Here is a 13371-nt window from a genome sequence, read left to right as displayed (position 1 = left end):
ATATAAATTATTTGTTGAATTTTTATAAAAAAGGAGTAAAACATTAGATAAATAAAAAAGAGAAATGCATGGAACAGGACAGATCACAAGAAGCAGACCGGATCACAGAGAGCCGCAGCTGGTGAGAAGCGGCAGAAGGTATTTTGTGATATCACCTGGGAGCATCCCGCTGAATAAAAAGGTTAAGTAAGCAGGGACGTAGTCTTCACGTTACAGAAGAGGCTGTTTGATATGACAGTAATAAGTGGTCGCGTTTAGCAATAAATACGATAATACAAAGTGGTACCACGGAACATTCCGCCTTTGTTATCCGAAAGGATAGCAAGGGCGTTTTTTGATGCAATAACTGTTTTACGGTCATTGTATCATGTATAAAAAACACAAAGGAAAGAGAGTTGATATTATGAACGGAATCACAATGATGATCATAGCCATCGTAGTTCTTGGAGGTGCATATCTTCTGTATGGCCGTTATCTCCAGAACAAATGGGGCATTGATCCGAAAGCAAAAACTCCGGCATACGAAATGGAGGACGGAGTTGATTATGTACCGGCTGATACAAATGTAGTATTCGGACATCAGTTTGCATCCATAGCAGGTGCAGGTCCCATCAACGGACCGATCCAGGCCGCAATTTTCGGCTGGCTGCCGGTTCTGCTCTGGATCCTCATCGGTGGTGTATTTTTCGGAGCTGTGCAGGATTTTGCATCCATGTATGCATCCGTAAAGAATAAAGGACGTACGATCGGATATATCATCGAAGCGTATATCGGAAAGCTTGGAAAAAATTATTTCTTTTATTCTGCTGGCTGTTCTGTATTCTGGTCGTTGCCGCATTTGCAGATGTTGTAGCAGGAACCTTTAACGGATTTGCCGTAAATGATGCAGGAACAGTTACAAAGGTAGCGGCAAACGGAGCTGTTGCAACCACTTCCATGTTATTTATATTTGAGGCTGTTGCACTTGGATTTTTCCTTAAATATACAAAATTCAACAAATGGGTCAACACTGCAGTCGCAATTTTACTGCTGGTAGCAGCAATTGTGCTGGGACTTAATTTCCCCATGTATGTAAGTCTTGGAACCTGGCATATCATCATTTTTGTATACATTCTGATCGCCAGTGTCGCTCCTGTATGGGCACTGCTTCAGCCACGTGATTATCTGAACAGCTATCTGCTCATTTTTATGATTGTCGGTGCGGTTATCGGTGTATTTGTTGCCAATCCTTCCTGTAACCTGAAGGCATTTACAAGCTTTAACGTAGACGGACAGTATATGTTTCCGATCCTGTTTGTAACCATTGCCTGCGGTGCTGTTTCCGGCTTCCATTCACTGGTATCTTCCGGTACTGCATCCAAGCAGATCAAAAATGAGAAAAACATGCTTCCTGTTTCCTTTGGAGCAATGCTGATGGAAAGTATGCTTGCCATCATCGCACTGATCGCAGTTGCATCCTTTGCAGACGGTGAAGCAGCAGCACAGGGACTTACAACACAGCCGCAGATTTTTGCAGGTGCTATCGCAAACTTCCTTTCTGTAGTTGGCCTTCCGCATTCCCTGGTATTTACCCTGATCAACCTTGCTGTATCCGCATTTGCACTGACCTCTCTTGATTCTGTGGCCAGAGTCGGACGTTTGTCATTCCAGGAATTTTTCCTTGATTCTGATACAGATGAGGAAAACATGAGCCCGTTCCTGAAGGTAGTAACAAATAAATATTTCGCAACAGTCATTACACTGGTACTTGCCTACATGCTTACAAAGGTCGGCTATGCAGAAATCTGGCCGCTGTTCGGCTCCGCAAACCAGCTGTTATCTGTACTCGCTCTTGTAGCCTGTGCAGTATTCTTAAAGAAAACAAAACGTCAGGGCTGCATGCTCTGGATCCCGATGGTATTCATGATGGCAGTTACCTTCACAGCACTTGGCATGACCATCACAAAGCTTTCAAAGGCACTGGTAACAACAGGGCTGGATCTTGGAAACACCTTACAGCTTGTATTTGCAGTATTACTGCTGATCCTTGGTGTACTGGTAGCGATCCAGGGCGTGAAGAAACTGCTTGAGAAGACAGATGATAAAAAAGCAACAGCATAATATTATCGGATGAGATCACGGATTTCTGTTTGGCTGAAGAGGCATAAAAGGTGCTGATCGTACTGATGGATTTGTTAGTGTATTGCAGCAATTCTTTACCTTCCTCCAGCTTGCTGCGCAAAATAAATGCGCTGACAGAAAAACCAAGGGTCTTTTTAAATAATCAGGAAATGATGGCTGTGATGATGGAAGGAATGCCGCTTCGTCAGTTGTTAAGCTTCGTTCCCGGAATTAAAAGAGAAATGCTGGAACAGATGGTTGGTGCTTTAAACGAAGGCTTTGCATATAATAAAAAAATGTATCAATGGAAATGAAAGCCTTATGCCAGATCAGAAAATAGAGAATCTTCTTAATCTTGCCATGAATGCCCTGCCGCAGGAACGGGCAAAATCGGAAAATCTGAATGTGGGATATGATCCCACCACCAGGTTGTGGGATGTGATCGTGAAATACAGTGGCCCGGAAAGCGGACTTGGTGGTGAGCGGATCCAGGTGGTCCCGCTGCTTGGTGGTTATGCAGTAGTGACACTGCCGGAAGCGGAAATTTCTGCATACTCAGTCAGAGAGCAGATCGAGTTTATAGAAAAGCCCAAGAGACTCTACTTTGAGACCTTTGAAGAGCGGGAGGCAAGCTGCATTTTACCAGTGCAGAATGGAGCCGATGGCTTAACCGGCGAAGGTATTTTGGTGGGCATTGTGGATTCCGGAGTGGACTATTTCCATCCGGATTTCAGAAACGAGGATGGCAGTACCCGGATCCTGCGACTGTGGGATCAGAGTGTAGCTGGAAATCCACCGAAAGGCTATGTATCAGGAACTGAATATACGAAGGAAGAAATTGATGAGGCGCTTGCACTCGGGGAAACCGAAGGCAGGCGCCTTGTTCCGTCTGGAGATTTCAGCGGACATGGAACAGCAGTTCTTGGAATAGCAGCAGGAAATGGGAGAGCATCGGATGGAGTGAATCGAGGCGTTGCGTATAGAAGTGATCTTCTAGTGGTAAAAATGGGAAATCCACGGGAAAATTCATTTCCGCGGACAACGGAGCTGATGGAGGGTATTGATTACCTGATACGGCAGGCAGTGAAGATGAGAAAACCGATCGTTATAAACGTCAGCTTTGGGAATAATTATGGTTCTCATGAACCTTATAATTAAGGGAAAACATAAGAAAACACTGATATTTCCTGTGTTTTCAGGCAATTCAGTGTTTTACTCGGATTCATGTTTGGTTGTTGTTTGAGTCTTATAATACTCGGTCAGGATCATGTTAATCTGCTGGGAACGTGTACGATAGTTCGCTTTTGCATCCTTATCAATCTCAGCAACCAGTTCTTTGGACAAAGTAGTATAGACCTGAATATTGTTGGAACTGATAGCCATGTGGCACCTCCGATTCAATTTAATAGAATTATTCTATCATACTTCTTCGGGAGGGGCAATGTGAACTGAAAATTGAAGAATTATTGTTACTGTAAAATTGGAACGGTCGTAAAGAAAATCTATGAATAGAGAACGATAAGAAAGGTAGAACAGACAATGAAGAAAACAATTTTTGAAGAGATGGGCGGTACTTATATCAGACATGGGGATTATCTTATCCCTGCTCTTACCTTACCGAAGGAAGAAGAACAAAGGGTTGTCGGTGTATGGGGACAAAGACATTTGCGGTATTTGAAGGAATACCGCAGATTGCTATATCTGAATATGCTTACAAGCGGCAGGCTGAATGGTTATTTGGCTGATATAGAAGAACAGGCACAGGAACGCTTTGAAAGACTTGTAGAACAGATGAAACAGGCACAAGGCATTACAGAACAGCTAAAGGTGGAAAATGTCTTGGAATGGATAGGAAGAATGAACAATATACAAGTATGTGCGAGGGAGATTGTGGATAAAGAGATAATTTATCAAGAATGAAATGTAAGATAAATAGTGTATAAAATGTAGCAGGGCATCATAAGATAAAATTGTAATTGCATTTTCCACATAGTTCGTGTAAAATGTAATTAGAAAAGCTGTGCATCAGCGGTGGGTTGACACCTAAAATCTGATACGTTTTCCGAACGAAGGTGTCGGAGGTTGGCAGGCAACGGAAAAACCTGATATTTTCCAGACGAAGGTGCTGGAGGTTGGCAGACAACGGAAAAATCAACCATGAGAAGGGAATGTTTAGTGCTGCGGCGTGAACATTCCCTTCTCTAAATTTTATGGGATAAGGATTAAGTTATGGACAAAAGACGTGCAATTCAGATTATGACAAAAGCGGCACAACTATATAAAGAACATCTTGAGGATCAGAAGGTTTTGTTCCTATATGGCTTACCGAAAGAGGTGAATAAGCAATTACAGGAAAGTAATAAGATTTTGTCATCTGTACAGGGATATGAAGTTGTTTTCCATAGATACAATTTTTTACATTTGACAGGAGTTCGATTGAATAAAAAAGAGACAGCTTCTGCAATTCATTTTTACCAGAAATGCCTGGATAAGCGATTAACAGAAAATGATTTTGTTTTTGCAAAAGATGGCTCTACGGGGCAAAAAATTGGATATATTGGAACGTATGATGCTTATTAAGAAAAACGTAACAATGATAGGAGAATTTACAGATCGAGGACCGAAATTATATACAGAAAAAGCTGCCGGGAATATATGTGGTTGTATTGGCTTCGTAAAAGATAAAAATACGAAATTAAATGTACCGAACACATTGCTGAAAAAGGACATCAGAGATGTAACAGCACAGCCTACATATAAAGTATTTGCTGTAATATCAAAACACTATACAGATGAGAAATATACAAATCTTGTGAAGATGGACAAAAGTATTGATTTGAAAGAGTGTTGTTTCTCAGAAACAATAGAAAATATGATAGATAGAGAAAATCTATAATGAAATATAAAGAAACCATGCTACTGCTTTTTGTAACAGTATCATGGTTTTATTGTTTGTCGTCTATATTTTAAGTTGATTATTACTTTACAAAATTGGCAATGTTATAATTATCATTGATTTTAGAAGAAGGGAGTATCGAGGGAAATTAGTGGAACTGGTTTTGCAAGCATAGCGTTTGGATATCCAAACGCACTTTGGGAGCCCCCCAAACCCCATTTGTTGGCTTTACAAAGTAGGAATTTTTTGCTCAAGATAAAAAGAGAGTGCGTAAGCGGAAAGAAATCAAATTATGCTTACGCACTTTGTGCCTCACTTTTGCTCGGTGGTTAGCAGTTTGTGAATTATTGGGATGAAGCAATATAACTGTTTTGAGAAAACGGGATATTTTTTATATTAGTAGTTTAAACATTATAGTTCTGTGTTGTGCGATTTTTGCCTGGATTGAACAGGATGTTTTTTTGCAATTCCTGTTTCCTCTGATATTCAAGTTCCCAGGTACGATGAGAGAAGCTATAGGGATCTTCCATATTGAGATCATCCACTTCATGGGTTGCGATATCACGATAGTGATAGTCATAATATTCACCAAAAGTACCTTTGAGCTGCTCAATCAGTTTCTCTCGGAAAGTAGGTCGTATCTGGATTCTGGCATCCAGTAATTCTGTATATTGCTCTGGTTTAGGCCGGAGTTTTTCCTCTTGGAAAGCGACAGCATCTTTTTCAAGCTGCTCTTTGAGAGCCATATCCTGAGAATCGAGAATATCCAGATTCTTATCCATCTGGTCGTATTTTCTGGAAAGGCTCGCCATATCTTTCTCTGTGGAGCATTCAGCCTGAAACAGCAGCTGTTCTTTGGCAGATTTCAGTTCCTCGATTTCTTCTGTTACGGTTGTAAGCTGCTGGTTTAACTTTATATGCTGGAAAGGATTTAGAATACTGGTTTACTTTTTGCACATTTAGTTCTTTCTTTTCAGTAACTTTCGCTTTGAGCTTTTTCTTAATGGTATCATATTTATTTAGGATAGGACGAAAATGCTGCATCCAGTCATGGATCACTTCTTTTTGCATTTCATTATGAAGTAAATGATATTGTGTAAAAATCATATGATTGCGGATTGCTTCTAATGTTTCTGCAATTACCGGAATAGATTTTTCGACAGCTTGAACCAATTTTTTTATCTGTGTTTTTAATTCCCGTAGTATTCTGTTATCCGCACGAACCCGACGGTTGATTTCACACCGGTCTGCTATCATGCCTTTCTTTTCCATATTCTGGGCAATGTAGCCTTCGTGGATGGTTGGCTGTTCAGTGATTCCCTGAGCTGCAAAACTGCGGTGATCAATGGCGGCATTTATCTGATTAAGGGCAAGCATTTTATTTACGGCATCTGCCCAGTTTGCTCTCCAGAGGCAGAGCTGTTCCTCACTGTTCCATTGTTCGGAAATCGGGTTTTGTCTGCCATACCGGGTGCTTTTTGGATGTTTGTCGATACGTTCATAACCTTTCTCCTGTGCTGCCGAGGGAGTCAGATATACTTTCTTTTTCCCAGCTTTATAACGATACTGTTTTTCCCAGCCCTCTTTCTGAGCATCCTTAAATTCAGAAGCAGTAAATCCCTTTTCCTCTCCATCTTTGATGCATAGATATTCTTTTTCGGTTTTATACTGCCATGTTCCGTTTTCGTTTAATGGACGGACAGTAAGTAGAATGTGTGCATGGGGATTGTGACCATCTGTATCGTGAATGGCGAAATCGGCACACATTCCCATATCTACAAAATTCTTTTGAATAAAATTCTGAAGAAGAGAAATATTGCTGTCTTTATCCAACTCAATAGGGAGTGCGACAACAAATTCTCTTGCCAGTCGGCTGTCTTTTGTTTTTTCAGCAGCTTCTACAGCATTCCAGAGTTGCTCCCGGTTTTTCCATTTAGGCGGAGCCATAGGGGGAAGCATTACTTCCTGATAGATCAGTCCATGTTTTCGGGTGTAGTCATGCTGGATGCCATCGTAATCATTGTATATGCGGCTACAGCTCATATAAGCAGATGCAGCGACAGCAGACCGCCCGGAACCACGGCTGACGACCTTGGCTTGCATATGATAAATTGCCATATCTGGCACCTCCTTTCGATGTTGCCTGCAACAGCGGATAGCCCTCGGCAGAGCGCACGAGCCCCGTAGGGGATACCACCGCCCGATTTATCGGGTGGTGAGTAAGTGCGCCCTTCGGGAGTAGAACTTGTGTATTTACATTCCTCTTAGCCGGAGCATCAGCTCCCGCTTTAGGGTATCTAAATCCATTTCTTTAATATGTGGAGCAATGCTTTCCAGAATCGCTCCTTCTTGAATCAATCTGCGTGTTCTGGCATTACGTTCCTTTTTACGGTTTCTTGCTTCGATTTCTTCCAGTCTGTGTTTTGCCTGTAAAAGCACTTTTTCTTCTGGTGTCATAATTCTTTTATTTGCCATATCTGGCACCTCCTTTTTATGCCCGTATCCGGGCGATTTAGTTTTAAAATCTTGTGGTTTAGTACTATAGTTTTAGATAACTGACAGTGGCATGTCTCTGGTGATAAATAAGAAAAGAAAGTAGTACTACTGTCAGTGAAAAATAGTTATTGTGCGATGCTGCTTTGTTTCAACTCTGGTTTGAAGTGTGATTATCTAACAGAATTTTTTCGTTTTTTAAATTAGCTGTTGCATTGTCCTGACGGATATTCCGGTTATTGATACGGATGGGAACACATCTCTCCAGAATCCGGTCATAAATTCGCTTGTGTGCGATATCAGCGGCGTTATTCAGCTCTGATAAAGTGAGATTGGTTGTTATGATCAGGGGCTTTTTACTGCGGTAACGGCTGTCAATCACATTGAATACCTGTTCCAGTGCAAAGTCAGAGTTCCGTTCAATTCCGAGGTCATCAATGATCAGAAGGCTGTAGCGGTTTAAGCTGTGGATGAACTGATTCCTGTCTTCAAAATGCATTCCGGTAAGGGTATTCAGAATCCGGGAAAAGTTGGTCATCAGTACCGGGACGCCTTTTTCCAGAAGGGCATTGGCAATGCAGCCTGCAAAGAAAGATTTTCCAGTACCGACATCGCCCCAGATGAGAAGTCCGGAAGCGTTTGCTTTCATCTCTTCCCAGTTACTTACATAATTGTGTGCAAGTTTCATTTCCGGATTGCTGCCGTTATCTTTGGCAAAGGTGTAGTCATAAAGTGATTTGTCCTGTAAGCCGCTGGTTTTGAGATGCTCTATTTCCATTTGCTTTTCATGAAGTTTTCTCTGGGCTTCCTCCTGTTCAAAGATCTCCTGCTGGCACTTACAGCGGATGGAAGGAATAAGAACCTTTCCCTGTAATTCATGCCTGCACTGTCTTGGCGTATTGCATTTGGAACAGTAGATCAGGTGATTTGTTTCGTTAAAATATTCATCAGACTGAAGCTCTCTGTTTGGTGTGATAGCTGTTGGTTTTTCTGTAAATGTTGTCATAATGTTTCGTATTCCTCACTTTCATAATTTCGTTGCCGGGAAACAGGATGATCCTGTCTTGCCCAACGGATGATGGTAGCTGCATGGTTTTGGTATTGCTTTCCGGTAGAAGCCATATAACCGGATAAGCGTTCCATATAGTCCTGCCAGTCAGGGATTGTCTGCCGGATATTTTCCAGCTCCGTCTCTGACAGAAAAACATTTTGAAATGTTCCATAGGGTGAGCGTGGCTCTTTACTCCCTCTTATTGTTAAATGGTTCTTTTTTATCTCTTTCTTATTACTGGACAGTTTTCTGTCTGTATCAGGGAAAGAATCCTGTCTGTCAATAGGACAGTTTTCTGTCTGTCTTGAGGAAAGAATTCTGTCTGTATTGCTGAGGGTTTCTTTCGGGATTTTTACATAGATCCGATTAGGGTGTCCGGGTCCCTGCCGTTTTCGGAAGATAAGCTCTTGTTTTTCCAGTACTGCCAGAGCAGTTTTCACCGTCATCTGGCTTTTGTGGAGAACTTCTGCCAGTGCTTCAATCGTAAAGTAGAGGAACACATGACCATTTGTATCTGACCAGCCCTCATTTTTCTGGGAAAGCCTTGCACGGTCGAGCAGGATCATATAAAGCATTTTGGCAGTTTCGTTTATTTCCATGTCCAGAAGAAAACGGGGAAACATCATATAAGATGGCAGGCTTGTGTCTGCTGTCAGAAAGTCCGTCATGTGTTCACCTCCAATCACAATGGTTTATTCTCCAAGAAAATCCCAGTCTATATCACGATCCGGCTGTTCTTTTTCAGGAGCTGGAAAGGGCATCCTGATGGGGGATTCCCTTTCCAACATGCCTGCAGTCAGCCCGGACAGAAAAATCGGCAATGACTGTTTCAGGCTGTGTTCTACTGCTTCTACAATCTGTTTCACAAAAAGTTCTTCCCGTTCCCTTGTTTCCAGATAGGGATCAGCCTGAGTGCGGTAGTAGCGGTCAAAATAATCGACCAGTGCAAGGGAGATTACCTGGCTGTAAGATTTAAAATTCTGTCTGTCCATCGTCTGTAAATATTCCCAGGCTCTCCGCTGCTGGTCTTTGTCCAGATTAAATCGCAGGTTTGTGTTGCGGATATGGTTCTGCATGGCTTATCCCCTCCTTTTCAGGCTCATATAAGCCAGAGATTCATAACCTTTGGCAGTGGCACAGATATCATCAAGGATGGTAACTCGTGATTTGTCATACGCTCCAAAGTTACGGATCAGGCATCCACCGCCTCCGACCACATACAGGCGCATCAGGCCAGGATTGTATTCATATTTGCGGAGCGTGGCAAAAATATCTGTGACATACTGTCTGGCAACAGCAGTAATACAATCCAGATAAGACGCTGAAATGTCAGCGGTTCCAAACCGCAGAATCTGCTCTACGGTAGATTCTTCAATCTTTACTCCGAAGTTGTCCAGAACAGCGTTTTTAGCGGCAATCATGCATTGGTTTACGCCAAACTTTTCTGTCCAGCACCGGCTTTCCTGTGCTTTCTTATTATTGATATACAGAATGTTCATGGTTCCGTTGCCGATATCTGCAAGAAGATTTGTCCCCTTGAAATCTCCAAGTCGGTTTACGATAGCCGGATATCCCTGCGGGTAAAGGCTGCATCCCACAAAACGGAGATGATACTCTTTGCTGTTAAATCGGTAATGGACTTCTGGATTCTGGAGCAGATAGGAACGGAAATCTTCTCTCTGGTTTCTGATCCATGTCAGAGGAAGCCCGGCAGCCAGATGAACGTCTGCTTCACGGATGGAAAAGACATTCAGTTCCCTTGCAATCGCCATGAGAGTTAGAAGATAATATTCTTCGTCCATAGCTTTATCTGGGATAAATTCTTTGTGTCCTTCGCCAATCCGGTAGTAAATGCCGTTATATTCCAGAATATTCCCGGTGAAGATGGGTTCTGTTTCATAGGCTTTGATTCCGGTTGGTGTGACGGTATTTGCTGTTTTCATGTTGCCGTAGCCGTGATCTACAGCAATGATTTTTGTGTTTCTGAGTTCTCGCATAAAAAACACCTCCATTTTCGTATTGATTAATTCAGCAGGCTGTACCGGTGTGGTACTGCTTTGCTGTGAGATAAGCATACGAAAGTTGGAGGAAAAAGACATTGAGGGAAAATTGAGTTGGAATTGAAAAATAGGATATAATTTTGTAAAATAGAGCAATTTCTTTAGTTTTTTATAGCCCTGCATTTTTTGTTATAAACGTTCATTAAATGTTGACATGTTATTATATAAATGGTAAAATTGCACAATAAAATGTGGAAAGTTGGATGGAATTTATTGAATTATAATAAAACTAATCGTACTTAACTGGCGGCTTATGTATTTGTAGAACTTAGAATAATAGAAAATTTAAAATATTATCAATTTTTACAGCTGTTGCAATGCTTTCAGTAGGAACAACAGTTTTTGCAAGTCCTTAACTGTTGTTTGATAAGGAGTGTAGTTTTATACAAATAGTGATATTATTGCAAAAAACTAGGATTTTATAAAAATAAAAAATCAAGTCTATAGCTGTTTGAAGTGAGGAGAAAAGCGTATGAGAAATGTGTTGGCAACGGACATAAAAAACAATATTCGAAGCATTCGCTTTATTTTGGGGATTTTTCTAATCGTTTCGGCTACCCTGATGTCTGAGCATGAGATGTTGCAGAAGATCATAAATGCAGGCGGATCTGCAGAAGGACCAGGCTGGTTCGTAGCATACACCTATTGTATGAACAGCGTTAATATGCTTCTGTTTGTTCCCATTGCCGTTGCTTTTGCGGGTGGAGAGAATACGGAGGCTGAGCTGCACAGTCGTTTTTTTCTGTTCAGTTATATCCGTTCAGGGAGAAAACAGTATCTCGTAGGAAAAGCAGCAGGATTGTTGGTCTCCGGAGGTTTGACAGCTTTTTTAGCCATGGTGTTCCTTCTTGTAATCTGTATACTGAGGTTCGGTCAGTATCCTTCTCTGATTGACGGAAATTATGAGATGGCAGTGCTTGTGGGCAGAACGGCGGTAAGCTTTCTGAGATTGTTTTTAAATGGCGCTTTTTGGGCGCTAATTGGCGGTACGTCGGCTGTCATAACAAAAAATCGCTATATGTCCTATGCCGTTCCTTTTATTCTTTATTATGTCCTGACCGTATTTCAGGAGCGTTACTATCAAAAAGCATTCTTTCTGAGTCCCCGCTATTGGGCGGCGTCTATTTACTACAATGATATCTTCTGCATTGCTATATTAGCGGTTGGAAGTTTTTTAACGGCACTGATCTTTATGTGCGCAATAGAAAGAAGGTTGCGGTATGCGTGATATTAAACAGGCTTTTTGGATTGCAGGCCAGAATTTCTATGGATGGAAAAAAAGTCCGAGGATCTGGATGACCTTTATTTTGGCAGCTATATTATGTCTGATGCTGTCGGATCAGATTATTTCCCATGCGATAAAATATGAGACAATCCTTCAGGTATTCGAGCCGTTTATTTGGACATATGGGGATGCATCCTCTGTTATGCTGTCCTCCCTGCTTTTAATCCTGCTCTTTGCGGACATGCCATTTATCAGTCAGGCAACTCCGTATTGGCTTGTACGCACAAAACGGAAGATATGGCTTGCGGGTCAGATTATCTATGTGATCCTGGCGACTGTGATCTATAATATTTTTTTGGCTGTGATGCTTGGAATTATGGGAGCTCCCTTTTCCTTTACGGGAAATGTGTGGAGCGAAACAGCGGCAATGTTGGGCTATGGCGGTGGGGAGAGCATAACCGTTCCTGTTTCCATAAAAACAATGGAAAGCTCAACTCCTTATATGTGCGCAGCAATAGTGTTTGGACTTGTACTTTTATATACTCTTTTTATCGCAGTTCTCATGTTGTTTTTAAATCTGGCTGCGGGAAATATGGCAGGGGTGATCGGTGCTTTTGCAGTCAGTCTGTATGGGCTCCTGCTGAACCCAGATGTTTTCCGGAAACTGTTTCATTTTACAGAAAGTCAGGAATATAGGGCGAACGTGTTCTGCGGCTGGCTGTCTCCGTTGAACCAAGCTACCTTTCCCATGCACAGCTTTGGTTATGATTACCTGCCAGGGATCGGGATGAGCATGTTCATATTTGCAATATTAATCATAGCGCTGATCGGCTTGTCAGCCGTCCGAATTAAGGGCTATAATTTCTCTTTTACGCAGACAAACGAATAAATGGAGGGCAAAATGGAATATGCAATCAGGTTGAAGGGACTGACAAAATCCTTTCAAAAAGAAAAGTATTAAAGAACATTACCCATGATTTTGAAAAAGGGAAGATTCATGGGATTATGGGGTTTAACGGTTCAGGGAAAACCGTAATGTTTAAATGCATCTGTGGATTTTTACAACCTGAGAGCGGCACAGTGCTCGTAGGGGGAAAACAGATCGGGAAGGAGCTGGACTTTCCAGATTCCGTAGGCATTATCATTGAAAACCCTGGCTTCTTTCTGGATCTCAGCGGTTTTGCGAATTTAAAGAGACTGGCGTCTCTGAAACACCGTATTTCCGATGACGATGTGAGGGCGACGATGCGTGCCCTAGGGCTTGATCCTCTGTCTAAAAAGAAGGTAGGACAGTATTCTCTTGGAATGCGTGAACGTCTTGGTATCGCACAGGCAATCATGGAAGATCCGGAGCTTTTGATATTGGACGAGCCTTTTAATGGTCTGGACAAGCAGGGGGCAGGAGAGGTCTGCGAGCTTTTGCGGGGATTAAAGGAACGAGGGAAGACTATTCTTATCGCAGCACATAACATGCTGGAGATCGAATGGCTCTGCGATACGATCTGTGAGATGGATGCAGGTGTCCTGACGCAGATAAAATAAAAAT

Annotated in this window: 16 protein-coding genes and 1 pseudogene; 9 read left to right on the top strand and 8 right to left on the bottom strand. The window is 42.0% G+C overall.

Translation table 11 applies throughout. The annotated features are described in order from the left end of the window. Positions 1-367 precede the first annotated feature (367 nt). The 3 genes and pseudogenes from CK1_RS18870 to CK1_RS10455 all read left to right on the top strand — a co-directional run bounded on the left by CK1_RS18870 (position 368) and on the right by CK1_RS10455 (position 3258). Positions 368-2100, top strand: a pseudogene (locus CK1_RS18870) (carbon starvation CstA family protein). 50 nt (positions 2101-2150) lie between these two features. Continuing rightward, on the top strand, positions 2151-2414 hold the full coding sequence (locus tag CK1_RS10460) for a hypothetical protein (protein WP_306288867.1): 264 nt from the start codon (positions 2151-2153) through the stop codon (positions 2412-2414). A 7-nt stretch (positions 2415-2421) separates the two neighbouring features. Continuing rightward, on the top strand, positions 2422-3258 hold the full coding sequence (locus CK1_RS10455; protein ID WP_015526209.1) for a S8 family serine peptidase: 837 nt from the start codon (positions 2422-2424) through the stop codon (positions 3256-3258). A 54-nt stretch (positions 3259-3312) separates the two neighbouring features. Here the strand turns inward: CK1_RS10455 and CK1_RS10450 are convergent, their stop codons facing one another. After that, positions 3313-3483: a hypothetical protein gene (locus CK1_RS10450; RefSeq protein ID WP_005428285.1), complete on the bottom strand. Its 171-nt coding sequence runs from the start codon at positions 3481-3483 to the stop codon at positions 3313-3315. 156 nt (positions 3484-3639) lie between these two features. On the opposite strand from CK1_RS10450, the gene CK1_RS10445 reads away from it, so the two are divergent. The 3 genes from CK1_RS10445 to CK1_RS10435 all read left to right on the top strand — a co-directional run bounded on the left by CK1_RS10445 (position 3640) and on the right by CK1_RS10435 (position 4996). Next, a complete protein-coding gene (locus CK1_RS10445; RefSeq protein ID WP_005428283.1) occupies positions 3640-4020 on the top strand; it encodes a TnpV protein in 381 nt (126 codons plus the stop codon). A 309-nt stretch (positions 4021-4329) separates the two neighbouring features. Beyond that, complete coding sequence (locus CK1_RS10440; protein ID WP_015526208.1) at positions 4330-4680, top strand: PBECR4 domain-containing protein; 351 nt, start codon at positions 4330-4332, stop codon at positions 4678-4680. Next, the gene (locus CK1_RS10435) at positions 4667-4996 is read left to right on the top strand and encodes a PBECR4 domain-containing protein (protein WP_015526207.1); all 330 of its coding nucleotides are present in this window, start codon (positions 4667-4669) and stop codon (positions 4994-4996) included. Before CK1_RS10440 ends, CK1_RS10435 begins: the two co-directional genes overlap by 14 nt. Before the next feature lie 404 nt (positions 4997-5400). Here CK1_RS10435 and CK1_RS10430 read toward each other — a convergent pair whose 3' ends face one another. The 7 genes from CK1_RS10430 to CK1_RS10400 all read right to left on the bottom strand — a co-directional run bounded on the left by CK1_RS10430 (position 5401) and on the right by CK1_RS10400 (position 10723). Next, entirely contained in the window at positions 5401-5778 is a 378-nt protein-coding gene (locus CK1_RS10430) for a hypothetical protein (RefSeq protein WP_306288866.1), read from the bottom strand. Positions 5779-5827: 49 nt separating this feature from the next. Continuing rightward, positions 5828-7114: a MobQ family relaxase gene (gene mobQ / locus CK1_RS10425; RefSeq protein WP_015526205.1), complete on the bottom strand. Its 1287-nt coding sequence runs from the start codon at positions 7112-7114 to the stop codon at positions 5828-5830. 135 nt (positions 7115-7249) lie between these two features. Next, complete coding sequence (locus CK1_RS10420; protein WP_005428277.1) at positions 7250-7471, bottom strand: hypothetical protein; 222 nt, start codon at positions 7469-7471, stop codon at positions 7250-7252. 169 nt (positions 7472-7640) lie between these two features. Continuing rightward, on the bottom strand, positions 7641-8495 hold the full coding sequence (locus CK1_RS10415) for an ATP-binding protein (RefSeq protein ID WP_015526204.1): 855 nt from the start codon (positions 8493-8495) through the stop codon (positions 7641-7643). Then, entirely contained in the window at positions 8492-9208 is a 717-nt protein-coding gene (locus tag CK1_RS10410) for a replication initiator protein A (RefSeq protein ID WP_005428274.1), read from the bottom strand. Before CK1_RS10410 ends, CK1_RS10415 begins: the two co-directional genes overlap by 4 nt. Before the next feature lie 24 nt (positions 9209-9232). Further along, complete coding sequence (locus CK1_RS10405) at positions 9233-9616, bottom strand: hypothetical protein (RefSeq protein ID WP_005428271.1); 384 nt, start codon at positions 9614-9616, stop codon at positions 9233-9235. Positions 9617-9619: 3 nt separating this feature from the next. Continuing rightward, positions 9620-10723, bottom strand: a complete 1104-nt coding sequence (locus tag CK1_RS10400) for a ParM/StbA family protein (protein ID WP_436286257.1) — start codon at positions 10721-10723, stop codon at positions 9620-9622. 349 nt (positions 10724-11072) lie between these two features. Between CK1_RS10400 and CK1_RS10395 the strand changes: the two genes are divergently transcribed. The 3 genes from CK1_RS10395 to CK1_RS10385 are packed head-to-tail and all read left to right on the top strand — an operon-like array spanning position 11073 to position 13367. After that, complete coding sequence (locus CK1_RS10395; RefSeq protein ID WP_005428267.1) at positions 11073-11828, top strand: hypothetical protein; 756 nt, start codon at positions 11073-11075, stop codon at positions 11826-11828. Then, on the top strand, positions 11821-12714 hold the full coding sequence (locus tag CK1_RS10390; RefSeq protein ID WP_005428264.1) for a hypothetical protein: 894 nt from the start codon (positions 11821-11823) through the stop codon (positions 12712-12714). Before CK1_RS10395 ends, CK1_RS10390 begins: the two co-directional genes overlap by 8 nt. Next, a complete protein-coding gene (locus CK1_RS10385) occupies positions 12711-13367 on the top strand; it encodes an ABC transporter ATP-binding protein (RefSeq protein WP_353611241.1) in 657 nt (218 codons plus the stop codon). Before CK1_RS10390 ends, CK1_RS10385 begins: the two co-directional genes overlap by 4 nt. Positions 13368-13371 lie beyond the last annotated feature (4 nt).

Source organism: Ruminococcus sp. SR1/5, from assembly GCF_000209835.1.
Taxonomy (GTDB): Bacteria; Bacillota; Clostridia; order Lachnospirales; family Lachnospiraceae; genus Blautia_A; species Blautia_A fusiformis.
Note: the sequence above shows the minus strand (reverse complement) of the source record. Positions and strands in the feature narration are given on the sequence as shown.

Coding starts and splice junctions, on each gene's coding strand:
- mobQ (WP_015526205.1), bottom strand. CDS start 7,114: ATGGCAATTTATCATATGCAAGCCAAGGTCGTCAGCCGTGGTTCCGGG.
- CK1_RS10445 (WP_005428283.1), top strand. CDS start 3,640: ATGAAGAAAACAATTTTTGAAGAGATGGGCGGTACTTATATCAGACAT.
- CK1_RS10400 (WP_436286257.1), bottom strand. CDS start 10,723: ATGCAGGGCTATAAAAAACTAAAGAAATTGCTCTATTTTACAAAATTA.
- CK1_RS10395 (WP_005428267.1), top strand. CDS start 11,073: ATGAGAAATGTGTTGGCAACGGACATAAAAAACAATATTCGAAGCATT.
- CK1_RS10390 (WP_005428264.1), top strand. CDS start 11,821: ATGCGTGATATTAAACAGGCTTTTTGGATTGCAGGCCAGAATTTCTAT.
- CK1_RS10405 (WP_005428271.1), bottom strand. CDS start 9,616: ATGCAGAACCATATCCGCAACACAAACCTGCGATTTAATCTGGACAAA.
- CK1_RS10430 (WP_306288866.1), bottom strand. CDS start 5,778: ATGGATAAGAATCTGGATATTCTCGATTCTCAGGATATGGCTCTCAAA.
- CK1_RS10435 (WP_015526207.1), top strand. CDS start 4,667: ATGATGCTTATTAAGAAAAACGTAACAATGATAGGAGAATTTACAGAT.
- CK1_RS10415 (WP_015526204.1), bottom strand. CDS start 8,495: ATGACAACATTTACAGAAAAACCAACAGCTATCACACCAAACAGAGAG.
- CK1_RS10440 (WP_015526208.1), top strand. CDS start 4,330: ATGGACAAAAGACGTGCAATTCAGATTATGACAAAAGCGGCACAACTA.
- CK1_RS10410 (WP_005428274.1), bottom strand. CDS start 9,208: ATGACGGACTTTCTGACAGCAGACACAAGCCTGCCATCTTATATGATG.
- CK1_RS10420 (WP_005428277.1), bottom strand. CDS start 7,471: ATGGCAAATAAAAGAATTATGACACCAGAAGAAAAAGTGCTTTTACAG.
- CK1_RS10450 (WP_005428285.1), bottom strand. CDS start 3,483: ATGGCTATCAGTTCCAACAATATTCAGGTCTATACTACTTTGTCCAAA.
- CK1_RS10455 (WP_015526209.1), top strand. CDS start 2,422: ATGCCAGATCAGAAAATAGAGAATCTTCTTAATCTTGCCATGAATGCC.